The 20,807-nt window shown below is 66.4% G+C and carries 22 protein-coding genes; 3 read left to right on the top strand and 19 right to left on the bottom strand.

Annotated elements, in window-relative coordinates:
- The 5 genes from ACXJLU_RS06970 to ACXJLU_RS06990 all read right to left on the bottom strand — a co-directional run.
- Window positions 1-330: glycosyl hydrolase 108 family protein (locus ACXJLU_RS06970; protein ID WP_457329716.1), on the bottom strand; the 330-nt coding region annotated here is incomplete at its 3' end.
- 74 nt (window positions 331-404) lie between these two features.
- The gene (locus ACXJLU_RS06975; protein ID WP_457329717.1) at window positions 405-647 is read right to left on the bottom strand and encodes a hypothetical protein; all 243 of its coding nucleotides are present in this window, start codon (window positions 645-647) and stop codon (window positions 405-407) included.
- The gene (locus ACXJLU_RS06980; RefSeq protein ID WP_457329718.1) at window positions 640-2,202 is read right to left on the bottom strand and encodes a phage portal protein; all 1,563 of its coding nucleotides are present in this window, start codon (window positions 2,200-2,202) and stop codon (window positions 640-642) included. Before ACXJLU_RS06980 ends, ACXJLU_RS06975 begins: the two co-directional genes overlap by 8 nt.
- The gene (locus ACXJLU_RS06985; RefSeq protein WP_457329719.1) at window positions 2,199-2,408 is read right to left on the bottom strand and encodes a DUF6148 family protein; all 210 of its coding nucleotides are present in this window, start codon (window positions 2,406-2,408) and stop codon (window positions 2,199-2,201) included. The genes ACXJLU_RS06980 and ACXJLU_RS06985 overlap by 4 nt, the downstream gene beginning before the upstream one ends.
- A 336-nt stretch (window positions 2,409-2,744) precedes the next feature.
- The gene (locus ACXJLU_RS06990; RefSeq protein ID WP_457329720.1) at window positions 2,745-3,695 is read right to left on the bottom strand and encodes a sensor histidine kinase; all 951 of its coding nucleotides are present in this window, start codon (window positions 3,693-3,695) and stop codon (window positions 2,745-2,747) included.
- Between the two features lie 288 nt (window positions 3,696-3,983).
- Here ACXJLU_RS06990 and ACXJLU_RS06995 point away from each other — a divergent pair, with 288 nt between their 5' ends.
- The 3 genes from ACXJLU_RS06995 to ACXJLU_RS07005 all read left to right on the top strand — a co-directional run bounded on the left by ACXJLU_RS06995 (window position 3,984) and on the right by ACXJLU_RS07005 (window position 5,797).
- Window positions 3,984-4,166: a hypothetical protein gene (locus ACXJLU_RS06995; protein WP_457329721.1), complete on the top strand. Its 183-nt coding sequence runs from the start codon at window positions 3,984-3,986 to the stop codon at window positions 4,164-4,166.
- Between the two features lie 133 nt (window positions 4,167-4,299).
- Window positions 4,300-5,016, top strand: a complete 717-nt coding sequence (locus tag ACXJLU_RS07000; protein WP_457329722.1) for a Crp/Fnr family transcriptional regulator — start codon at window positions 4,300-4,302, stop codon at window positions 5,014-5,016.
- Window positions 5,017-5,077: 61 nt separating this feature from the next.
- Entirely contained in the window at window positions 5,078-5,797 is a 720-nt protein-coding gene (locus ACXJLU_RS07005; protein ID WP_457329723.1) for a Crp/Fnr family transcriptional regulator, read from the top strand.
- Window positions 5,798-6,049: 252 nt separating this feature from the next.
- Here the strand turns inward: ACXJLU_RS07005 and ACXJLU_RS07010 are convergent, their stop codons facing one another.
- The 14 genes from ACXJLU_RS07010 to ACXJLU_RS07075 form a co-directional block, all read right to left on the bottom strand.
- Complete coding sequence (locus ACXJLU_RS07010) at window positions 6,050-6,538, bottom strand: hypothetical protein (protein ID WP_457329724.1); 489 nt, start codon at window positions 6,536-6,538, stop codon at window positions 6,050-6,052.
- A gap of 14 nt (window positions 6,539-6,552) precedes the next feature.
- The gene (locus tag ACXJLU_RS07015) at window positions 6,553-7,410 is read right to left on the bottom strand and encodes a hypothetical protein (RefSeq protein WP_457329725.1); all 858 of its coding nucleotides are present in this window, start codon (window positions 7,408-7,410) and stop codon (window positions 6,553-6,555) included.
- 72 nt (window positions 7,411-7,482) lie between these two features.
- The gene (locus tag ACXJLU_RS07020; RefSeq protein WP_457329726.1) at window positions 7,483-11,226 is read right to left on the bottom strand and encodes a phage tail protein; all 3,744 of its coding nucleotides are present in this window, start codon (window positions 11,224-11,226) and stop codon (window positions 7,483-7,485) included.
- A 1-nt stretch (window position 11,227) separates the two neighbouring features.
- Window positions 11,228-11,731 carry an NlpC/P60 family protein gene (locus tag ACXJLU_RS07025; RefSeq protein WP_457329727.1) on the bottom strand — a complete coding sequence of 168 codons (504 nt, stop codon included), beginning with the start codon at window positions 11,729-11,731 and terminating at the stop codon, window positions 11,228-11,230.
- Between the two features lie 5 nt (window positions 11,732-11,736).
- Window positions 11,737-12,678, bottom strand: a complete 942-nt coding sequence (locus ACXJLU_RS07030) for a DUF2163 domain-containing protein (protein ID WP_457329728.1) — start codon at window positions 12,676-12,678, stop codon at window positions 11,737-11,739.
- 10 nt (window positions 12,679-12,688) lie between these two features.
- On the bottom strand, window positions 12,689-13,285 hold the full coding sequence (locus ACXJLU_RS07035; protein ID WP_457329729.1) for a DUF2460 domain-containing protein: 597 nt from the start codon (window positions 13,283-13,285) through the stop codon (window positions 12,689-12,691).
- Window positions 13,286-13,295: 10 nt separating this feature from the next.
- A complete protein-coding gene (locus ACXJLU_RS07040) occupies window positions 13,296-15,674 on the bottom strand; it encodes a phage tail tape measure protein (protein WP_457329730.1) in 2,379 nt (792 codons plus the stop codon).
- A 286-nt stretch (window positions 15,675-15,960) separates the two neighbouring features.
- Window positions 15,961-16,320, bottom strand: coding sequence for a hypothetical protein (locus ACXJLU_RS07045; RefSeq protein ID WP_457329731.1), 360 nt, complete (start codon window positions 16,318-16,320; stop codon window positions 15,961-15,963).
- A gap of 23 nt (window positions 16,321-16,343) precedes the next feature.
- Complete coding sequence (locus tag ACXJLU_RS07050) at window positions 16,344-17,126, bottom strand: major tail protein (RefSeq protein ID WP_457329732.1); 783 nt, start codon at window positions 17,124-17,126, stop codon at window positions 16,344-16,346.
- A gap of 28 nt (window positions 17,127-17,154) precedes the next feature.
- Window positions 17,155-17,598: a hypothetical protein gene (locus tag ACXJLU_RS07055; protein WP_457329733.1), complete on the bottom strand. Its 444-nt coding sequence runs from the start codon at window positions 17,596-17,598 to the stop codon at window positions 17,155-17,157.
- Window positions 17,595-17,921 carry a head-tail joining protein gene (locus tag ACXJLU_RS07060; RefSeq protein WP_457329734.1) on the bottom strand — a complete coding sequence of 109 codons (327 nt, stop codon included), beginning with the start codon at window positions 17,919-17,921 and terminating at the stop codon, window positions 17,595-17,597. Before ACXJLU_RS07060 ends, ACXJLU_RS07055 begins: the two co-directional genes overlap by 4 nt.
- Window positions 17,922-17,946: 25 nt before the next feature.
- On the bottom strand, window positions 17,947-18,285 hold the full coding sequence (locus tag ACXJLU_RS07065) for a capsid cement protein (protein WP_457329735.1): 339 nt from the start codon (window positions 18,283-18,285) through the stop codon (window positions 17,947-17,949).
- Between the two features lie 92 nt (window positions 18,286-18,377).
- Window positions 18,378-20,429, bottom strand: a complete 2,052-nt coding sequence (locus ACXJLU_RS07070; RefSeq protein WP_457329736.1) for a ClpP-like prohead protease/major capsid protein fusion protein — start codon at window positions 20,427-20,429, stop codon at window positions 18,378-18,380.
- Window positions 20,430-20,519: 90 nt separating this feature from the next.
- Complete coding sequence (locus ACXJLU_RS07075; protein WP_457329737.1) at window positions 20,520-20,798, bottom strand: Mor transcription activator family protein; 279 nt, start codon at window positions 20,796-20,798, stop codon at window positions 20,520-20,522.
- Between the last annotated feature and the right edge of the window lie 9 nt (window positions 20,799-20,807).

Raw genomic sequence — 20,807 nt, forward strand, 5'->3', positions numbered from 1 at the left:
GGTGCCTTCCTTGTTCAGCACGTTCAGCGTTCGCTGCAGGAAGGTAGCCGCCTGGTCGGTGCCCTGGTTCACCGCGGTGTCGAACAGCTCGCCTGCCACGGCCGGCGCCAGGCTTGCGACCTGGTCGAGCTGCAGCGCGTCCCAGTACCGGCTGCGGTAGATATCCTTGGCCTGATCGAGGCCAAGCAGGTTCATCGGGCCGGCGTAGCCGAACGCACGCGCCACCGCTTCGGTGATGCCGTACTTCGTCTGGCCGCCGCTGTCGCGTGGGTCGTCGCTGTAGCCGGCTTCTTTGCCGAGCACGGTCTCGTAGGCTATGTTGAAGTCCATTCGCTGTCGTCCCTGTTCTGCCTCGGGCCTCTTCGAGGTGGTCTTGATGTTCTGGCGTCGTTCCGCGCTGTCGCTCACTTGCTGAGCAGGCGGCTGAACCAGTCGAACTTGATAGCCCCCAGTCCGAGTAGCGCCATCACTGCGTACATCGCAAAGCGCCGCAGGCCTTTGCCGAGCTGGCGGTCGACGTAGCCGCCCCAGACGTCGACCAAGCGCTGCGCGGTGCGCTCGTCACCCAACTGGGTCACCAGCTGCGCTGCGAGCTTCTCGGCGATACGCTGCATGTCGGCATCGGTCAAGTTGCGGGGGTCACTCATCGGTGTTGTCCTCCTGATCGTCATTGTTGGATTGGTTGGGTGCGGCAACCGGCTTCGACCGGCTGGGCAAGCCGCTCGCGTTCTGGTTCGTCACGTCGCTGCTGAAGCGCAGGTCTTTCTCTTTGACCTTGCGGCGCCACTCAGCGACCTGCTCCAGCACGGTGTCGGGGTTGCGGCCGGCCTTGCGGATCACCTCGACCTCGCTGATGAAACCGGCTTGGCTCAGCGTCAGCCAGGCGGTGGCTTCCTTGGCCATGTCGATCCACGGCATCGACGGCGCGACATAGAGAACGTCATTGGCAGTACCCGGCATCACGTCCTGTGGACACGGCACGACATTGGAATAATCGGCCGCCTGGATGAAATCCTCGACGACCGGCTGCACCGCCATGCCGACGAAGTCGTCGGTCAGGCACGCGTAGTGCACCCACTGCTCGACTAGTTCCTGCCGCTGGCTGCTGTACGTGCCGTCGTAGTTGCGGCTGACGCTGGAGTAGCTCGCACTGATGCCAGCGGCGAACGCACGCAGCTGCCCGTTGCGGAAGGTGATCAGGTTCGGGTTCGGGCGCTTGCTGTCGATCAGGCCGATCTCTTCTCCGACGGCCAGCGTGTCGATGATCGTGCCGGGGGACAGCGCAATCTGCCGATGGATGTCGTTTCCGTTGTCGTCCTTCAGTGGGCCTTCATAGCCGCCGCCATCAGGCGCCTGACGCTTCACGTAGCCCGTCAGCATGGCGGCCACCTTGGCAGCGATGCGCTCGGACTCCTCGTAGTCCTTGATGTCTTCGATCCGTCCGATGACGCTGGCGTAGCGGGTCACGCCGCGCAGCTGCCCGATGCGCTGCAGGTGAGCCAGGTGCAGCATGCGAGCCGCCGGAATCACTTTCAGATCCGGCCGCAGAGAGATCGTCTCGCTCGGATGGCCCTTGAACAGCCAGTACCCGGTCGGGCGCCCCCATGTGTTCCGCTGGATACCCTGCTTGATTCCGCGGGACTCGTCGGTGTAGTCCATCGGCACCATGTCCGCCTCGAACAGCTCCAGTGAGTACGGTACTGCTGTCCCGTGATCCAGGCCCGGCACTCGCCCCGTCACGCGTTGAGCGAAGGCCTCTCCATCGCGGTACAAGGTGCGGGCGAGCAAGCGCTGGCAGCGCGCGTAGCTGTGCTGCCAACGGACCTCGGGGCGGCGCTGCCAGTCACGCCAGGCGGACGACAATGCCTTCGCGTAGTCGGTGTGGATCTCGCCGGTCAGTGTGCGCGGCTGGAACTCAACGCCGATGCCCTGCGCGCCGACTGTGTTGTTGACCAGCACATCGAGCGAACCGACGACCAAGTCGTGATTGCGATCGAGGTAGCGCATCTGATTTCGAAGCGGCACGGCGCCCTTCTCCACCAGTTGATTGGGCGAGCCGCCATCGCGGCGGAACTTGCGCTGTGGGTTAGGCTGGGCGGCTTCGTAATGGGCCAGCAACGTGCGGCTTCGCAACCGGGTCAAGCCGCGCTGTGGGTCCATCCATGCGACCAGGCGGTCGATCGCGTTGAGACGCCCCGTCATTGGTCGAGGCGCGCGACGGCGAAACGCAAGCCGCCGATGGTCTGCACACCGGCCGCCTGTCCGCGCTCGCCCGCGACGCGCCCCTCCCACTCTCTACGGCCGGCGCGGATCTCGGACAAGTCTTCGCTGCGGAAGACGCGGTCGCCGAGGCGCGCTTCCTTGCCGAGAAGAACATCGGTTTCGGCCTGCAGGTAGGCGGCCAGCATCGTGGAGGCAGGGGTGCTCATGCGCCCATGCTCGTGGAATCGGCGTCTACTTTGTAGGTGCGCCAGTAGACAATGTCAGCACGTCACGACGATCACGGGTGACAGTCGAGGACAGTTGAAACCCGCACTCATGCGGCCGACTAAATGACCTGGGGAGCGCACACGACCAGCGATCGGTTGTGAACTGCGGCAATGGAGCGTTTCGTGTCCCTAGATTCCGACAGTCGAACGATTACTAGCGGCCACCGCCGAGCATCCGTTGGGGGGAAGATTCTTCCGCAGTTTCAAAACTGACTAGGCAGGCCGCCCAGCGGAGCCTGTCATGTCAGCCTCGGTTCAGCGTCGTCCATCGAGAATCGGAATCGTGACGACGAAGCAGCTGCCCAGTCCGACCCCCGCGCTGCTCGCCTCAGCGCTACCGCCATGGGCTTCGGCTAGCTCGCGCACCACCGCCAGGCCCAGTCCCAGGCCGACGCCATTGAACTTCACCGCATGCTGTTCCTGCACGAACGGATCGAAGACTTCCAGCAAGGCCCGCGGCGAGATGCCGATGCCGTTGTCTTTGACGGAGAACACCACGGCATCCGCCGTGCGTTTCACGACAAGGGTAATCTGGCCGCCGGCCGGCGTGTACTTGGACGCGTTGCCAAGGAGGTTGCTCAAGATCTGAGTCAAGCGGACGGCGTCGGCGCGCATGCTGCCCGGCGGGGACGGCAGTTCGAGATGAAGCGTCTGCGTGTGCTGGGCCATCGAGTGACGGCAGCTGATGAGCGAATCCTCGACCACGTCGGCGATGTCGACATCGTCAAACTCGAGCCGCAGCTTGCCGGTATTCATGCGCGATACATCCAGCAGATCGCCGATCACGCGCGACATGCGGCCGGTTTGCCGTTCGATGATTTCCAGCAGGCGCGCAACCTTGTCGGAGGCAACGCGCGGCAGCAGCGTCGCCGTGGTGCACAGGGTCATCAACGGGTTGCGCAGTTCGTGGGCTACGACGCCCATCAACTGGGTCTGGCGGCTCAGTGCCAGTTCTGCCTGGCGTTGCCCACGTTGTGCTAGCAATGTGGTCTGCAGCAATTGCTCGTTGACCTTGCGCAGTCGTGCGAGAGTCGCACGGGCCCGCCGGCCAGTGGCTTGCGATCCAGCGTCGGCTTGTTGGCAAAAAAGTGGGGCGCGCGAAGACGTGCGCCTTAGAGCGGCTGCCTTGCCGTAGCGAAGCACCGAGAGCGTCTTCTTGGGCGGCTGCCCGGTAAAGGCGTCGAACGGGTGAAGAGTGACAGACATTGCGGCMTCCTCCGAAAGGGAGCGCGTGTGAGTCAGACGGGAAGTCCTGGCCGGGTGCCGCGAATCGCAACACCCGGCGTGCAGGCTTCCTTTTGGGATGGGGGAGCGCTCCGTCGGCGAGTCTGCCGAGGTGGCCCGCTCCGGTCTGTACGGTGGCGAACGCAGGGTCATCGTTCTCCGAGCGAGCGTTGTATGCCGCACAGACACTCCAACGACGCACATGTAGCGTAGCTGCTGATCTCCTAGGAAAGGCGAGCCATGATCAGGACGCACATGTTGAGTTCCGACATGCCCGAAGCACCGATGGTCGCGGCACCGCCCGCAGAGAGCGATCTGCCGTTGATGGCCACGCTGGGCATCCGATTCGAGGAAGGGGCCTATCGCTTTGCCTGCATCCCATATGACAACCTGCACGATGCGGCCAACTTCGCGCGCTTGGCCGGTGCAGGACGGGACAAGAACCAGCGATAGGCCGCTCCTTTTCTCGCGATATGTTCGATATCGAACATACCGAGACTCCGTCAGCGCCTATATTCGTCACCATCGGCGGCATGGCGCGGTAGGCGTTCCACGCCGGCTCCGACACTGTGCGGAGCTTCGCGAAATGGTCTTTTCCCCCGATCCGAAGCAGAACCAGCTGCTGGCGGCCCTGCCCGACTCGGAGTGGCAACGCTGGATGCCCCAGCTCGAATGGGTCGAGTTACCGCTCGGCCAAGTGCTGTACGAACCCGGGCGCACGCTCAGTCACGTCTATTTCCCCACCTCTGCCATCGTTTCGCTGTTGTACGTGATGGAGAACGGCTCGTCGGCCGAGATTGCCGTGGTGGGCAACGAGGGCATCGTCGGCATCTCGCTGTTCATGGGGGGCGAATCGACACCCAGTCGCGCGGTGGTGCAAAGTGCCGGTGAGGGCTTCCGGTTGAAGGCATCGACGATCAAGGACGAGTTCAATCGCGCGCCGGTGCTGCACTTGCTTCTGCGCTATACACAGGCGCTGATCACCCAGATGGCACAGACGGCAGTCTGCAACCGCCATCACTCGCTCGATCAGCAGCTGTGCCGCTGGCTGCTGCTGAGCCTCGACCGACTGACGGGCAGCGAACTCGTAATGACTCAGGAGTTGATCGCCAACATGCTGGGCGTGCGCCGCGAAGGTGTCACGGAGGCCGCGCTGAAGCTGCAAAAGGCCGGGCTGATCCGCTATGCGCGCGGCCGCATCACGGTGCTCGACCGGCCTGAGTTGGAGCAGCGCACCTGCGAGTGCTATGCGGTGGTGAAGAAGGAATACGACCGATTATTGCCCGCGCCGCTGGTGACCTGAGCAGGTCTGTGTGCGCTGGCAGACGGTGGTGTGGCCACGCAGGCCCCAGACTGCCTGCGCCATGAAAAACCTCGAGAACGGCTTGATCGAACTGCTTCCGCGGGCGGACCGCCAACGTCTGCTTGCTGCGGGAGGTGCGGTCGAGATGACGCTCGCCCAGGTGCTCAGCGACGCTGACCAGCCAACACGGCACGTGTACTTCCCGATGGAGGGCTTCGTGTCGTTGATCTCGCGAGTCGATACCCATCCCGGCCTGGAGGTCGGCATGGTGGGGCGCGAGGGCATGCTGGGCGTGCACGTGGCACTGGGCGTGCCGGTCGCGCCGCTGCATGCGGTGGTGCAAGGGCCGGGCACGGCGTTGCGCATTGCCGTCGCGCCATTCCGGCGCGAGCTGGCACGCAGTGCCGCGCTGCAACGCAGCCTGAGCCGCTACATCCACGTGTTGATGGCGCAACTCGCAGGCTCGGCTGCCTGCCTCCGCTTCCACCTGATCGGCCCGCGCCTGGCGCGCTGGCTGCTGATGAGCCAGGACCGCGCACAGTCCGATCACTTCCACATGACGCACGAGTTCCTGGCCTACATGCTGGGCGTGCGGCGCGTCGGCGTGACGGCCGCAGCCGGCACGCTGCAGGCAAGCGGCCTGATCGAATACCACCGCGGCGAGTTGCGTGTGGTCGACCGCGCCGGTTTGGAGGCAGCAGCCTGCAGCTGCTACTTGGCCGACCGGCGCATCTACGGCCTGTCGATCGGCCGGGCGGTGCCGGCGGCTAGCGCGGCATGATTCACATGCGAAGCTCGATCATGTCCGACCCTCGCTACCGCAGAAAGTGCGGAGCGAATTTCTGACGGTAAGGCCATCTCAGGCACCAAACGACCGCCCCACCCTTCCGACCGAACAGCGCGCGCCGCTTTAAGGTCGCCAATCGGCAAGAGCCGTCGATCGATAGCCAAACCCGGCCGACCGCAGCCAGACGAAGGCAGGCAGCCGCAGATTCGACCCGTCGGACCGCCACCCCAACACAGCCGACGCACATCAAAAGTCGTACCAGTGCTCGGTGACCACCGTCACGTCGATCGTCTTCACCTCGCCCGTGTTCACTTCCGTCACCGTGCAGCGTTGCACGCCGCTCAGCGTGTTGGCCTTGCCAACGGTCGTTGGGGCAGCTGCATTGCGCCGGAACTGCGTCGTCGCCGAGTTGGGTGACATCGCGGTCGCGGACGATCCTGACAATGTCGACCAGGCGATGGTGAAGACCCCCGCCCCGCCCTGCACCGTCACCGTCACTGGGGAGGTGGTCACCGGCACGGTTGCACCACGCGTCGACGTGAAGCCTGAGCCGAAGACGCTGGCCGTCGAGGCCGTCAGCGTGAACGACCCGCTGAAGACCTTGCGCGCGACGCCGTCGGTGCCATACCGCCAGATCTCGCGTGCCTTGCGCGCTGTGCCTCCCGCGTCGTACCGCCAAGCCTCACGGATCTTGCGCGCCACGCCACCACCGTCATACCGCCACATCTCTGCCATGTGCGTGCCGCCTTTCAGTACACGAACACGATGTCACCAGGAGCCCCACCCGATGGCTGGCCAGCCACGTTCGTCATCGTGATGCGCCCGAGACCATCACCACCGCCTCGCCCGTAGACAAGCCCGGAGAAGACGGGCGCGCTGTTCCACGACACGAAGCCCACGTCGTTGAAGAACTGCGACATCGAGCCCGGCCGGTTGGAGATGTTGGTCCACGGCACGACAAGGCTGGTGCCGAAGTAGCTCAGGTCGACCTTGCGCAGATAGCTGTCGCCGCCGTTGCTGATGAATACTTGGCTGATCGGTCCGTTCTCGCTGTTCGGCGAGCTCTGGTTCAGGTAGGTCGCGAACAGGTGGCCGCTTGAGTTGCGCACGGCCACCGTGTTGCCGGTGCCCGCATAGTCCGGCACCCACGCTGTGATTGCCGGCGCACCAGTGATCCGCCCCCACGGTACCGATCCGGCACCAAGCTGCCCGTTCGCATCGAAGTTCCATTTCCATTGGCCGTCTGTCACCGAGAAGATGCCCGAGGTGCCATCTCCCGCACCGACCATCAGCGAGTAAAGCCGTGCCGTGTCGCTGAACTGCAYGCCCGCCCAGCCGTTCGCCGCCCCCGGGATCGACACCGAGGTATAGGTGACCGGCGAGATGTTCTTCAGGTAGCCGGTGGCCTTCTCCACCCAACTGGTGCCGTTGAACTCCTGGATCAGGCCGCCGGTGAAGCGTTTCGCGCCCGTCGGCGGGCTGGTGACCGCGCCGGCATAGGCCGGGTCCATCCATTGCGCCAGCGCGCTGAAGGAGGCTTTGATTTGCGGCAGGACGCCGGTGTCATAGCGGTCGGTGGTGACGGGTTTGCTGAAGTCGATCGGCATGGTGGTCGGTTCGTCGAATGGCTGTTGTCGTGGATGAAGGAAGAAGTGCGGAAGGGGTCCGTGGTCCCGTGGTCAGTACCCGCGCGCGGTCCAGCCGCCCGAGCCCGTGACCTTCTGGCCGGTCTGCGGGTTGAGCAGGTAGACGGTGAAGCCGGTCGGGTTCGGCACGTCGAGGAAGTCCACGATGGGCAGCAGCGCGGTGGTGCCGTTGGCCTGGCACAGCGGCGTGTCGGCGTCGATAAAGGCCACAGCGAACGGCACGACCACGCCCGCCGCGGCGTTGGTGATCACAAAGCGACCCGAGTCAGTCTTCAGCTTGTTCGAGAGCTTCACGTCCAGGCTCGCGATGCGGATCAGGTTCGCGCCCGCGCTGCAGCTGAAGGTCCACACTACGCGCACATACCGGAAGCTGGCCGCCAGCACGCTGGTGGCGCCCGCCGCCGCGGCCGTCCAGGCGTCTGCACTGTTCAGCTTGGTGTAGATCTGGCACGAGCTGCTGACCTGGCCGGCGATCACGCTGGCGCCCAGCGTCACGGTGACGATGGTCGGCGGCAGCGCGGTGCCGTAGTCGAAGGTCTCGTCGTAGGTCGCGTTCGTCGTGCTGGGCTCGGCGTACAGCGGGAAGCCGGCGTCGACCTGCGCCTGCGGCGTGGTCCAGCCGTGCGATTCGAAGTGCTGCGCCCAGGTCTCCGGCGCCACCGGCCCGAGCAACGCACCGTCCTCCAGGAACAGGTTCGTCGCGGTGCCGCTGAAGGTCGAGCGGATCTGCGTGCGCAGTACGTAGTCGGGCGGCTGATTGATGGTGGCCGCGATGCCGACTGGCGTGCCGGTGTTGCCAGCGCTGTCGAAGGCGGCCACCCAGTACGTGAAGACACCCGCCTGCTGCTCGAAGATCGCCGTGAAGGTGCTGTTGCCGTTCGAGCCGACGATCGTGCCCGCCGCCCAGCTCGCGCCCTTGCGGACCTCGTAACGATCGATGGACAGGCTACCGCTGGTCGGGGCGCTCCAGTACAGCAGCGCGTTGTTGTCGACGACCTCCGCGCGCGACGCGACGATCGCGCCTGGCGCGGTGACCACGGTGTCAACGGACGAGGCCGCGCCGCGGTTGCCCTTCACGTCGATCGCCGCGACCCACCAGCGCCTGGCGCCGCCCCAGTCGATGCGGCGCAGGTGCCGCGTGATCTGGAACACCCCGACGACGGTGGCCGTCGCAAAGCTGTCGCCGAAGCGCAGCTCGTAGCCGCTGATCGCAAAGGCGCCCGGCACACCGGCATAGTCGAGCTGCAGGTCGGTGCCGGTGATCGTCGCGTTCAGCGCCGAGATCGCAGGCGCCGTCACCGTGCCCGCCACGCTCGTCGGCGTGCTGCGATTGCCCAGCGCGTCGACCGCGGAGACCCAGGCCGTGAAGCCTCCGCTCGCCTGCACCGCCCATAGGTGCGAGGTGCCGCCGAGCTGCTCGAGCACCTGGGCGGTCGACCAGGTCGCGCCCTGCCCCAATCCCGCTCCAACACTCACGCGCCACTCGTAGCCCACGACATCCGGCTCGGCGTTCTTCGCGCACTTCAGCCGCACGCCGAATGGCTCGAAGGATGCGGACACGTCCGTCGGTGCCGACGGCGGCAGCGCCGCCATCGCGCCGGTCACGCGGTAGTCGTAGGCCTGCACCTCGGCCAGGCTCTGCTCGGCCGCGCCGAAGATGTTGAAGCTGGTGAACTTGAAGTGGATCGTCTTGCCGATGAACGACAGTTCCAGTGGCCCGCTTTTGCCGATCGCGCTGTCGACGCGCACGAAGGCATCGCCGACCTGGTGGCCGGTGCTGGGCGTGCCGTGCGCACCGCGTACCAGGCCGGACAGCGTGTAGGTGCCCGGCGCCAGCAGCGCCGCGTTCTGGAAGGCGAGGTACTCGGGCACAGTGCCGCCGACGTAGCAGAGCGTGCCCAGTGCCGCGGCGTCGGCCGCGCTGGTGCTGATCAGCTGGCCGCTGGTGTTCACCGTGACGCTGTCGCCGCTGATGAAGGTGCCGAGCCGCCCGTACCGCGCCGGCCCGTGCAGCGTGCTGGCCTTCTGGTAGTTCAGCCCGTCGACGCTGACCCACACGTTGCAGCCGCCCCAGGCCGCGCTGCTGCCCTTCACGGCCGCGTAGACCTCGAGCCCGGTTTGCGTCAGGCCGACCGGTGCTTCGAACAGCACCGGCGCGTCCACGTTGCCCGGTGCCGCGTTGTAGTCGTGCAAGTAGCCGGCGTTGACCTCGCTCGGGTACATCGTCGCGCTCGCGACGCCTGCGGGGAAGTCCTCGGCCGTCACCGTCAGGTCGCCGTCGTCGTTCTCCTCGTCGGTCGCGGTGATGCGCACCGGGTGCCGGTCCAGCCCGAGCCCGACATCCGTCAGGGTGACCAGGTCCATCGGCTCCAGCAAACTGAAGTTCGCTGGCAGCTTGAAGGTGTAGGTCGCACGGATGTACAGCGAGCGCTGCAGCATCAGCTGGGCGACCAGGCGCGCGACGGCGCCGTCGGTGATCCAGTCGGCTTTGACGATGGCCTCCGAGCGCAGGCCATGCGCGTCAATGTCCGCCTGGTCCTTCGCCTCGGCCACGTCGACGTTGTAGCCGTTGGACCGGTTGCGGTACTGCACCCGGAAATGGTTCTTGGCGTCGGCCGGACTCTTGCGCTCTTGCTGCACCGGCGGCTCGCCGGGCGACGGGATGAAGAGGTCGTCGTTCAGGTCGTAGATCGGCGTGACGTTGGGGGTGTAGGTGCGCCCGAGCCCAGCCTCCGGGCTGTCGCCGTAGGGGATCATCTTGAGCTTGCCGGCGCTCCACACTGGCGCGGTGTTCGTGAGCTGCCCGAACACCTTGACCAGCTCGGCCGCGCTCATCTGCTCGGTCAGAGCGGGCGATGCCAGCAGGCCGGTGGCGACGCAGTAGTCAGACCACTCCTGCATGCCGTCGAGCCGGTTGCTCTGAATGTTGGCGCCATATCGGCCGTTCATCAGCAGGTCCAGCAGCACGCGGCTCGGATCCACGTCCGGCACGTTGCTGCCCAGGCTGTACGCGAGATTGCCCTGGATCTCGAAATTGTGGTTCTCGACCTGCGCCGAGGCGCCCAGGTCGTAGTCCTTTGCGCAGACATAGGCCAGGCCGCTGTAGCCGAGCGACTGTGCCGGGTTGGCGCCCTGCAGGTACGACCACGGCACCTGGCCGAGCGCGCCGGTCTTGAAGCTCAAGCCCAGTTCCTCCAGCGCGGTCTGCTTCGTGCCCGCGGTGACGACCAGGTAGTCGATCGTCACCGTCGAGCCGCGCAGCTTGTCGTTCAGGATCTTGACGACGGCGAGCTCGCCATCGGCGTCGACCGAGTAGTCCACACCGTTGGCGAGTTGGGACTTCAGGAAGAAGATCGCGATGTACACCGCCTGAATGGACGCGAACGCGGCATCCAGCGTCGTCGACATCGGACCGGCCGCCGGCACGGCGTAGGTCTTGCGCACCGAGGCGAACTGGTCGCCACGAATCCCGCCGTTGTAGAGCTTCTTGCCGCGCCAGATCCGCGGCACGCCGTTCATCTGGCCGTGGCACAGGCCCATCATCACGGACGCGCTGTAGGTGTAGGTGGTGCTCTCGGAGGTGACGCCGCCGCCGCCCTTGCCGGCTTGCTGGCTGGTCGTGTGGGGGATCGCCCTGAAATCGCCGTACCAGATCAGGTTGCCGCTGATCTGGTTCACGCCGTAGACGACAGGGATCGTCACGCCCTGCGCACTGCTCTGCAGCTTCAGGGCTTCGATGCGGGTTTCGCTGCTGGAGATGGTAGTGCGGCCTCCCATGTCAAGCCTCCATGGGTTGGCTGTCGAGGGCTTGTGCAGGCGCCTGCACAGCGCCTTCTTCCGACTTCCACAGCGTCCAGAACTGCACCGGCCGGCCGGCGAGCGGAGCTTCGTCGAGCCTGGTCAGGATCACCGCCTGGTTGACGTATGCGTGCAGCACCGTGCGCCGGTCGACCAGCACGCCGCCGTGGCTGAAGGTGCGGCCGAAGCGGAACAGCGCCACGTCACCCGCCTTCGGGTGGTCGGTCCGCACCGCGCCTGCGCGCTGCAGCCAGTCGATGTACAGCTCGTCGCTGCGATGCAAGTGCCAGGCGGTGCTGTAGATGCCCGGGTCGATCGGCGCCACCACGCCGGCGGCCTCGTAGATCGCGCACAGGCTCTGTCCGCAGTCGACGCCAACGCCCTTGAGGCGGCCGTGATGGTGGTACGGCGTGTCCAGCCAGGTCAGGGCCTCGGCGATCACCGCCTGGCGTTGTTGAGCTTCGATCGATTCGTTCAGGGTCATGGCGCTCACATAACGGTCTCGGCGGCTGGCACGTAGGGCTTGCCGCGGAAACGGATCACGTTGTTGAACTTGGCTTTGCAGGTGCTCTGGGTCTTGTCGCAGCCGGGATAGATCGCGAAGCTGTCGCCCGGCGCGACCGGGAACGGGAACGGCTGCAGCACGGTGATCTCGCTGCCGGCACCGCCTGCGCCGCCGGTCGTATGGCGCTTCACGGTGCGGCCGATGCCGGTGTTCGGTCCGGTCAGGAAACGCACGACGCCGAGATCGAAGTAGCCGGACGGGTACAGGTTCGCGGCGAGCCCATGGCTGAAGCGCGTGCGGGTTGCATCGCTCGCGCTGCTGGCGGCGCTGGTGACGGTCTTGGCATCGCGGTTCACGCCGCAGGCCGCGTCGTACAGCGTGTTCGGGCACCCGGGCTGATAGACCTCAGCCGGCACCATCACGTCGAGCTGCTCGGTGTCGCTCTTGATTCCGAGCACCTGCTGCGTGCGGTCGCCCTTCGTCGTCGCCACGCGCCCGGTGAACCACACCAGCGTGCCGACGATCGGCGGCGTGAGGCTCGCCATCTCCGCCGCGGGCAGGAATGCGCGCTGCAGTTCCAGGCGCGCGTGCTCGAAGCCACCGCGCGCGATGTAGGCCAGCAGCGGCGTGCCGCTGAGCTGCATCGCCCGCTCTTCATCGTCGAGGTCGGCCGGTAGCTCGTAGACGGTCACGTCCAGGCTGTCGACCTCGATGCCGACGCTCATCCGCGTGCGACTGCGGCGCAGACCTGGTCCGAGCGACCAGGTCGTGCCGTTGAGGGCGATCGGCTGATCGCCGCCCGTCCAACGCAGCACCAGCCCGCCCGGCAGCGTGAAGGTGTACAGGTCGATGCAGCCCAGCTCGGTTTCGCTGTTCAGCAGCTCGGCCAGCGCACCAGGTGACTTCTCCCACGATGCCACTCTCATTACGCGTCCTTCAAGGTTTGACCGTGATCAGCTCGACGCTGCGCGCTTCCCACAGCTGCCGCAGGAACTGCGACACCTCGGTCTCGTCTTGCTTGAAGCGCACGCGCCAGTAGAAGTGCCCGGTCCAGGTCACCGGCAGACCCGTCGCCACCGGCACGGCGAAGGTCAGCACGCCGCTCGAGCCGATGTCGTAGGTGCTCGGGTCGGCGAGCGCCCCGCCGAGGAATACCTGCGCGTCATCGGCCGCCGCGTAGACCGGCTCGACGACGCCGCCCCAGGTGCGCACGAGCTGGAACTTGCGAGCGGCGCCGTCGCCCGTACCCACGCGTTGGTCAACGACCGTGCAATCGTCCGGGTCGAGGTAGAGGAAGCGCTGCGCCGCGCCGCCGCGGGCGTTGAAGAACCCCACCAGCGTCCGCAGCTCGGCCAGGCCCTCGGTCTCGCGCAGAACTTCGTAGGCGAGCTTGTAGCGCCAGCGCGGGAAGCTGTAGTAGCGGGTGCGGAACTCGCGGCCGCTCGGCGTCTCGCGCACGCCGGTGCGGTGCATCGGCACGCGGGTGCTGCCCCACTTCAAACCGGGCAACGAGGGAAAGATGTCGAGGCTCATGTCGTCAGATTCAGTTGAAGGCGAAGTCCCGCTTCAGGCTCTTGAGCACCGCAACCAGGTCGCGCTTGCTCGCCATGAAGAACTCGCCGGCCGACACGCCGCGCAGCTCCACCGGTGCTGCAGGCTCGGTGCTGCCACCGCCCTGGTCCTGGCCCGCAAGCTGTCGGATCACGTTCCCGTACTGCTTCGGCAGCACCATCTCTTCCTCGTGGAGCTGCGTGATCGGGTTCAGGCCGCTCGGGATGTCGAAGCCGCCCGAGGCGCTCTTGATTCCCTTGCCCATCCCCGACACCGCCGCGAAGATCGCGGCCATCGCCGCAATGGCGAGCACAGGCCCGACAACAGGGATGGAGGCCTGCGACGCCGCGGCGCCCGAGCCAGCTTCCGCTGCGTTCGCGCCGACCACCGCCGTTGCCTCGGCCGACTTCACCGCGACGTTCGTGGCGGACGCCGCCGCCTGCATGCCCTTCTCCTGCGTCAGGAAGCCGAGCTTCATCGCGAGCATGCGTGCCTGGCTGGCGATCCACTGCGACATCGGCTCGGTCACGACGTTGCGCAGGAACGCTTCCTTCACGCCGCCGAAGATCGTGCCCAGCGCCTGGCCCCAGGTGCTGGTCTTCTCCAGCAGCCCGTCCAGCGCCGTGCCGAAGCTGTCGCCGATGCCGCTGAAGAGGCCCGAGCCGCCGAACGCGTTCGCGCTCTGTTCACGGAGCGCCGTGTTCGCGCTGGACGCCAGCGTCAGGCGCTGCGTCTCGTGCTGCTGCTCGATCAGCAGCAACTCGTTCTTGATGCGCGCCAGCTCGACCGGATTCAGGGTCGGATCGGCGCTCAGCAAGGTCAACCGCTGCTGCAGTGCAGACGCCTGCACGGCATAGCGCTGATCCTCCCAGCCGACCTCCAGCTGCGCGAGCTGGGCCTTGGTGATCTCCTCGGCATCGAGCGCCGCCTTGGCGGCCACGCGCTCCAGCTCGATCTTGCCGAGCGCGAGCTGCTCGGCCGTGCGCATGCCGTCCTGCTCGATCGCGTCGCGCTGCTGGCGCGTCTCGCGCGCGATTCCGACTTCAAGCTGCGCCGCCTTGCGCTGGATCGCGACCTGGTCGGCCGTCGTCATCGTCAGGTTGTCGGTGAGCCAGCGCCAGTACGCGAGTTCCTCTTCCTTGCTGTACTCGCGGCCCTGGGTCAGCACGGCCTGCACGCGCTTCTCCTCGGCGAGCATCGCCTCGTAGTAGCTCATGTATGAGCTGGCGCCGTCCTTGTCTTTGTCGCCCTTGCCCTTCAGCGAGGCCGTGCGCGTGCCGCCGCCGGACGGTGCGGCCTCGGTCTGGTCCGGGCTGAAGATCGCCGACAGCCGGTCACGCGATTCGGCGCTGGACGCGACGATGTTGTCCCAAGCCTTACCCCAGGCCTCGCCGATCCGCGCCGGCCAGCCCATCAGTTCGTCCTGCGCGCCCTTCAGGTCGCCGGTCATCAGCTTGTACAGCCCGGCGCCGAGCGCCCGCAGCGGCTCCGCGACGGTGACGACCAGGCCGTTGAGCACCTCCCACACGATGACCACCGCGTTCTTGAGGCCCCAGAAGACGGCCGTCAGCCCGCCAATGGCGCCGCGGGTCACCGTGATGGCGGTCGGTCCGATCGCGACGAACCACTCGGCCAGCTTCGTGACGACGGGCATCAGCACGTTGCCGATCGTGTTGGCGAAGCCCTTCATGACGAGCGCCGCCTTGTCGCCCGCGCTGTCGAAGGCGTTGTAGGCGTCGACCTGTTCCTGACCGACCAGCAGGCCCAGTTCTGCCATCAGCTCGGCGTTTTCGCGCACGGTGTCGCTGTTGAGTTTGAGAAGCGCGGAGCTGGCGTCGATGCCCTTGCCGAAGAGCTGCGAGGCGGCGACGTTGCGGTCCGTGCCTTCCTTGTACTCGCCGGTCAGCTTGATTGCATCCAGCATCAGCTCGTTCATCGGACGCAGTGCACCGGTGCTGTCGCGCGTGGCGAGCCCCAGGCGGTTCAGAGCGCCCTCGTCCTCGTTGAGGTGCTTCAGCAGGCCACGGCCAGCGGCGGACATCTCGTCGGTGGTTGCACCGACATCCTCGAGCGCTGCAATCCAGGTGCTCGCGCTGGTTGCCGACACGCCCAACGACTTGCCGAGCTGGATGCTCTCCTCCTGGAACTTGGCGGTCTGCTCGATCGCTTTGCCGAAGAGCGCCCCGCCGCCAATCACCGCAGTGATGGCGAGGAACTTGCCGCGGATGGCTTCGAGCGGACCGCTCAGCGTGCCGAAGTGGCCGGCGGCCTGCGTGCCGAACTGCTGGACGCTGTCCAGGCCAGAGCGAAGCGCCTGGCGCAGAGGGGTGACATCGCCGTCAACTACGACGCGGGCGCGGGGATCGGTCATGCAGAGTGAGGTCGCTTAGGTCAGAGGTCAAGAAAGGACAACATCGGGTCGTCGGGCCGGCCGTGAGCGACGGCCATGCCGACGCTGCGTGCCTGTTCCATCGCTTGTTCCGGATTCGAGGAGGCCGGCGCGGCAGACCGCTCGGGCTTGATGCCGATCGCGAGCGCAATGCGCCGGAGCTGCAGTGCCGCGGGTGGTGTGTGGCGCCAGAAGTCGGCCAGTGCAGAGACCTGCGGCAGCGTGACCTGGTCGTCGATGTAGGCCCAGGTCCAGCCCGTCGCCGTGATCAGCCAGGCGTAGAGGCTGCTCCAGGCGTCCCCGGCAGTGCCGCCAAGGACGCCCCCGCTTCCCCCATGCCAGCTCCCAGACCGGCCACCTTCGTCTCCAGGCCCGCGACCTTGGCGACGACTTCGAGCGCGGCGCTCAGCTGCTCCATCGTGGCTGGCAGCAGCTCGACTTCCTCGACCGACATGCCGGTGCCGGCTGACAGCACCAGCACGATGTCGTCGAACACGACCTCATCGAGGCGACCGTTCTTGAAGGCGAGGCCGGCTCGGTTGAAAGCGGGCAGCAGCTTCTTCAGCCGGCCCAATGGGATCGGGGCGACCTCGATGGTCTGTTCGCCCAACAGGATGGTGTCGTTCATGGTTCGGGATCCTTCGGGTGGGGTCAGAACAGGCAGAGGTAGCCGATCTCGTCGGCGGCATCGGCGAAGGCCTGCGCGCTCAGGTCGTAGACCGCGTAGTCGTCATTCTTCAGGGGCAAGCTGACCTTGCTGCTCACCGCACGGTTGAACTTCATCACCAGGTTCTTACCGTCGAAGCTGTTCTGCAGCAGCAGCGAGAAGGCCGGCGTCGGTCCCATCACGTCGTTGGTCAGCTGGAAGATCTGACCCTTGCCGGACTCGGCGCGGTACTCGTAACTGATCAACAGCATGCGGTCCTGCGTCGACGGCGCGAAGCGGTAGACGCCGTTGGAGACGGTGTAGTGGCCGACGGCCGGTGCTTGGCCGTCAATCACCGCCGCGCGCTCCAGCGATTCCGTCGTGGCAGCGTCGAGCACGCCCAGGTCGGTCGCGAAGGTGGCGTCCTGCGGTGGCTCGACGGTGACCTGCACGGCAGCCTGGCTGGCGGCCTCCGCCGCCGGCACCTTGACCACGAAGTCGAAGACGGCGGCGCGCACACCGGCCGATGCCGTCTTGCCGAACTGCAGGCTGCCGAGGATCGCGCCGTTGATCTCGGCGTACTTGGCCTTGATCTCGATCTTGCCCTTGCCCTGCCCGACCGAGATCGGGAAGCGCTTCGAGCCGTACAGCGTCTTGAGGTCGACATCGATGTCGACGGAGATGTCTTGCATCGTCCCGAGGCGCACGGGCGTCGGATTCAGGAGCAACTTGCCCAGCGAGTCGTACGTGGGGGTCGCGATGATCTTGCCGGTTCCGAAGTTGATCATGGGATTCTGTGAATGAGGGTTGTGAGGGTCAGGTGACTAGGGCGAGGTCACCGGCACGGGTCAGCGCCTGCACCTGGTAGGTCGCGGTCAGGCGGCCGATGGTTTCGTCGCCACCCTCGGCGCGCGGCTCGGTGCGCACGCAGCGCAGACCGCGACCGAGCGTGTTCAGGCCGGCGTCGATGGCGATCACGCGGTGCGCTTGCAGGTGCAGCCGGTCGACCGCGGTCTCCCAGTCGTCGCCGCGCACGTGGAAGTCGAGCTCGAACTCCATCAGGCCGCGAGTCACGGCCTGGGCGAATGCGTCGGCCTGGCCGGAGGAGCGACGGATGTTGATGGCTGGGATCTCGTCGACGCCGAAAGCATCGACCCGGCCGCGGTACACGCGCGCAGCAGCATCGGTGGCGGCGCCCTTCAGCGCCAGGTCGACGCGCTGCAGGATGCGCTCGTGGGTGCTGTTGGCTTCGGTGCTCATGCTGTAGCTCCCATCAGCACCGCCTTCAGCTCGACCTGCAGCTCGGTGCCGTCGAGCACCGGCACGCCGGCCTCGCGTGCCTCCCAGGTCTTGCCGGCGACGACGAAGCGGTCACCGCGCCGCACGCCATTCGGTGCATCCACGCTCTGCATGCGGATCGTCGGCTCGCTGCGCATCTGCATGCCGTCGAGGCCCATGCTGCCCGACTCGTCCAGCACCACGCGGACGGGCTGCGCGTCGCCGCCAGCCGGCGTGAACTGCGCATCGCGGCCGAGACGGGCGTACAGCACTGCCAGCTTGCGCGAGAAGATGTCGTCGAGCATCGGTCGAGTTCCTTGCCGACCGCGATCAGGCGTTGACCTTGACATCGACGAAGGCCTCGCCGGCTGCGGCCGCGTTGAAAGCGTAGCCGGCAGATGCGAGCGCGACATTTCCTGCGCCGGTGGTCGCCACGGTGATGACGCCTTGCAGATGATCCCAACGCACGCTGTCGCCCTGGCCGACAGCATCAGCGGCGAGCTTCGGCAGGCGATAGACGCCCTCCGCGGTGAAGGTGCCGGGCGCGCCCGCGGCAACGTTGGAGACCGCAATGCCGATTCGGCTGCCGATCTTGGCGGCGCCACCAGCGGCCACCGCAGCGGCGGGCGTGTGGGTGAGGGACTGACCGTGCTGGATGAAGTTCTTCATGGGTGCGTGATGAGTGACTCAGGATGGTTGGCAGGAGCCTGGATCGGCAGGAGGTAGGTGGCTCTCTTCGGAGCCTTTGCCCGTGCGAGTGATCAGCCGTTGCGCTGCATGGTTTTCCAGTCGAGCGCCTTCGCGCTGGCGTCGAGCCGGACCTTGAACTCGACGCCGTCGACGTTCCAGCCTTGCTGCTGTTCCATCGTCGGGGCCTCGTTGCCGTCCAGGTAGTCGACGGTGACCACGTCGTGCATGCCCTTGTCGGCGACGCCGTACCACTTGCTGGTCGAGCTGTCGTCGAGACGGGCATCGGCGATCACATCGAAGGTGCCGCGCACACTGTTCGGGACGGTGTTGTTCTTCGTGCCCGCGCCGACCTCGAATTCGCTGTCGCGCACCACGTTGGCAGTACCCTGCAGAGAGATCGGCACCAGCAGCTTGGCCATACGGATGTTCAGCGAGCCGCTGGACTGGCCGATGTCCTTCTGCCGCGCCATCGCGACGCGCATGGCATCGACCGCGACCGTCGACAGCGCCGCCGCATCCAGCACGTTGCCGTGGTCGGCGTGGAACAGCGCCTTGCCGTCGGCCATCGGCGCGTTGCCGGTCAGCACTGCATACGCCAGGTTGCCCACCGTGCGGACCGCAGCGCGACCCATCTTGCGAGGGATCCGCGTGAAGGCGTCCAGGTCGTCATTGATCACCGCCTGGCGCGTGATCTTGAAGATGTCGCCGTACGTAGCAAGCACCCGCGTTTCAGCTCGCTCACCGATGGTGATGTACTTGTACTCGCCACCCTCGGCGACCTGACGCAGCGCCGGGAAGCTGCCGATGTCCACCATCTGCATCGGCTTGAAATCTGGCAGCGTGCCCTTCGAGGTCCACAACTGGAAGGTCTCCTCGGCCTCGTCGTAGCCCTTCAGCATCGCCTTCTGCGCGATGTTCGCAAGCAGCAGCGGGAAGTCGCCCGAGCTGTGCGTGAAAGCCAGCGCGATGAGGCCCATCTTGTCCATGCCTGCGTGCCGCACACCTTGCGCCTGCAGCGAGGCGCGCGCCATCTCGGTCAGGGTATGGCCGCGCCACGGGTTGCTGGTGTCGTCCTTGGCGAGACCGGCGCGGATCTCCAGCGCAGCAGCCATCGCAGCCCTGCGCTTGTCGGTCTCGTCCTCGACGGTGACGACCCAGCCGCCCGCGGCCGGCTCGGTGCCACGCGCCAGCGCATCGAGCAGTCGGGCCTTGGCCTGCACCAGGTTGCAGTCGACATCGGTCAGCACCGCATCGAGCGCAGCGGAAACACCATCGCGATGCATGTGGCGGTGGAACACGGCGCGAATCTCGGTCTGGCGCTGGGCTTCGGCTCGCGCGGCGGCTTTGATGACCTCTTGCTGCGCGGCTTGTGCTGCTTGCGCGGTCGGGTCGGTGGCGGGAACGGTCATCGGGGTCTCCTGAGTCGAAGGGATCGTGGGTTGAGAGGGACGCGCCTGAGCCGCGGCGGCGGGCACCACTGCAGCGGCAGCAGAACGAGCACCAGATCGGGTCCAGGCGAAACGCGTGGCGCTAGCGCTGATCGGCAGTGCGGTCGAGGTCGCGTCTGCGAGCTTCTCGGCGACGGCTTCGGACGCGGTAAACCAGTGGTCCTCGCCGTCGCTGAGCCAAGCCATCACTTCGTCGAGGGGCCGGCCGGTCTTGGCGGCGTAGCTCGCGGCCATCGCCTGCGCCCACTTGTCGAGCATGTCGGCCGCCTGGCGCAGCTCGATGGCGTTGCCCGAGGTGCCAGCCCACGGAGCGTGGATCATCAGCATCGCGTTGTCCGCGATCTCGACGCGGTCGCCGGCCATCGCGATCAGGCTGGCGATCGATGCGGCGATGCCGTCAACGGAAACAGTGACGGTGGCCGGGTGGCGCTTCAGCGCGTTGTAGATCGCGATGCCATCGGCGACCGAACCGCCGAAGCTGTTCAGGCGGACCGACATGGTCACGGCGTCGAGCGCCGCAACGGTCTTAACGAAGTCCTTCGCGGCGATGGACTCGCCGTACCAGGATTCGCCGATGTCGCCGTAGATCCAAATCTCGGCGTGCTGTGTCTCGGTGGCCGCCGACGCGCTTGCGACCGGCTTCCGATGGATGCTGTACCACGGCGTGGAACTCATGCGATGACGATTGCGTTTTGCATGCCGTCATCGTCGAAGTTTCCTCGTCTACTTTGTAGGGGCTGCGGTAGACAATTTGCGTGAGCCCACTCAACGTCGATCGCGGCGCGCGGCCGTGCGCTGTGGATCCCTGGCGCCGCAGATGCGATAGACCATCGCTCGCTTCAGGCCGAACTGCTCGCAGAGCTCGGCAACGTTGCGTCCGTTGAACATCGCGCGGATGCGTTCATTGCGCGCGTTGCGATCCGGGATGGGCACATACACATCGTCCCCTCCGAATCGGTCGCGCATGCCCGCGACGATCTCCTGCGCCATCGCTGTCGCCCATGGATCCTGCACCGCCAGTCGGTCGCGCAGGATGTCGGTCATGTCGAGCAC

The organism is Rhizobacter sp. P5_C2, assembly GCF_054049715.1.

Bases quoted from the DNA above. Each gene is read 5' to 3' on its own strand.
- ACXJLU_RS06975 (WP_457329717.1), bottom strand. From the start codon at position 647: ATGAGTGACCCCCGCAACTTGACCGATGCCGACATGCAGCGTATCGCC.
- ACXJLU_RS06980 (WP_457329718.1), bottom strand. From the start codon at position 2,202: ATGACGGGGCGTCTCAACGCGATCGACCGCCTGGTCGCATGGATGGAC.
- ACXJLU_RS06985 (WP_457329719.1), bottom strand. From the start codon at position 2,408: ATGCTGGCCGCCTACCTGCAGGCCGAAACCGATGTTCTTCTCGGCAAG.
- ACXJLU_RS06990 (WP_457329720.1), bottom strand. From the start codon at position 3,695: ATGTCTGTCACTCTTCACCCGTTCGACGCCTTTACCGGGCAGCCGCCC.
- ACXJLU_RS06995 (WP_457329721.1), top strand. From the start codon at position 3,984: ATGCCCGAAGCACCGATGGTCGCGGCACCGCCCGCAGAGAGCGATCTG.
- ACXJLU_RS07000 (WP_457329722.1), top strand. From the start codon at position 4,300: ATGGTCTTTTCCCCCGATCCGAAGCAGAACCAGCTGCTGGCGGCCCTG.
- ACXJLU_RS07005 (WP_457329723.1), top strand. From the start codon at position 5,078: ATGAAAAACCTCGAGAACGGCTTGATCGAACTGCTTCCGCGGGCGGAC.
- ACXJLU_RS07010 (WP_457329724.1), bottom strand. From the start codon at position 6,538: ATGGCAGAGATGTGGCGGTATGACGGTGGTGGCGTGGCGCGCAAGATC.
- ACXJLU_RS07020 (WP_457329726.1), bottom strand. From the start codon at position 11,226: ATGGGAGGCCGCACTACCATCTCCAGCAGCGAAACCCGCATCGAAGCC.
- ACXJLU_RS07025 (WP_457329727.1), bottom strand. From the start codon at position 11,731: ATGACCCTGAACGAATCGATCGAAGCTCAACAACGCCAGGCGGTGATC.
- ACXJLU_RS07030 (WP_457329728.1), bottom strand. From the start codon at position 12,678: ATGAGAGTGGCATCGTGGGAGAAGTCACCTGGTGCGCTGGCCGAGCTG.
- ACXJLU_RS07035 (WP_457329729.1), bottom strand. From the start codon at position 13,285: ATGAGCCTCGACATCTTTCCCTCGTTGCCCGGTTTGAAGTGGGGCAGC.
- ACXJLU_RS07040 (WP_457329730.1), bottom strand. From the start codon at position 15,674: ATGACCGATCCCCGCGCCCGCGTCGTAGTTGACGGCGATGTCACCCCT.
- ACXJLU_RS07045 (WP_457329731.1), bottom strand. From the start codon at position 16,320: ATGAACGACACCATCCTGTTGGGCGAACAGACCATCGAGGTCGCCCCG.
- ACXJLU_RS07050 (WP_457329732.1), bottom strand. From the start codon at position 17,126: ATGATCAACTTCGGAACCGGCAAGATCATCGCGACCCCCACGTACGAC.
- ACXJLU_RS07055 (WP_457329733.1), bottom strand. From the start codon at position 17,598: ATGAGCACCGAAGCCAACAGCACCCACGAGCGCATCCTGCAGCGCGTC.
- ACXJLU_RS07060 (WP_457329734.1), bottom strand. From the start codon at position 17,921: ATGCTCGACGACATCTTCTCGCGCAAGCTGGCAGTGCTGTACGCCCGT.
- ACXJLU_RS07065 (WP_457329735.1), bottom strand. From the start codon at position 18,285: ATGAAGAACTTCATCCAGCACGGTCAGTCCCTCACCCACACGCCCGCC.
- ACXJLU_RS07070 (WP_457329736.1), bottom strand. From the start codon at position 20,429: ATGAGTTCCACGCCGTGGTACAGCATCCATCGGAAGCCGGTCGCAAGC.
- ACXJLU_RS07075 (WP_457329737.1), bottom strand. From the start codon at position 20,798: ATGACCGACATCCTGCGCGACCGACTGGCGGTGCAGGATCCATGGGCG.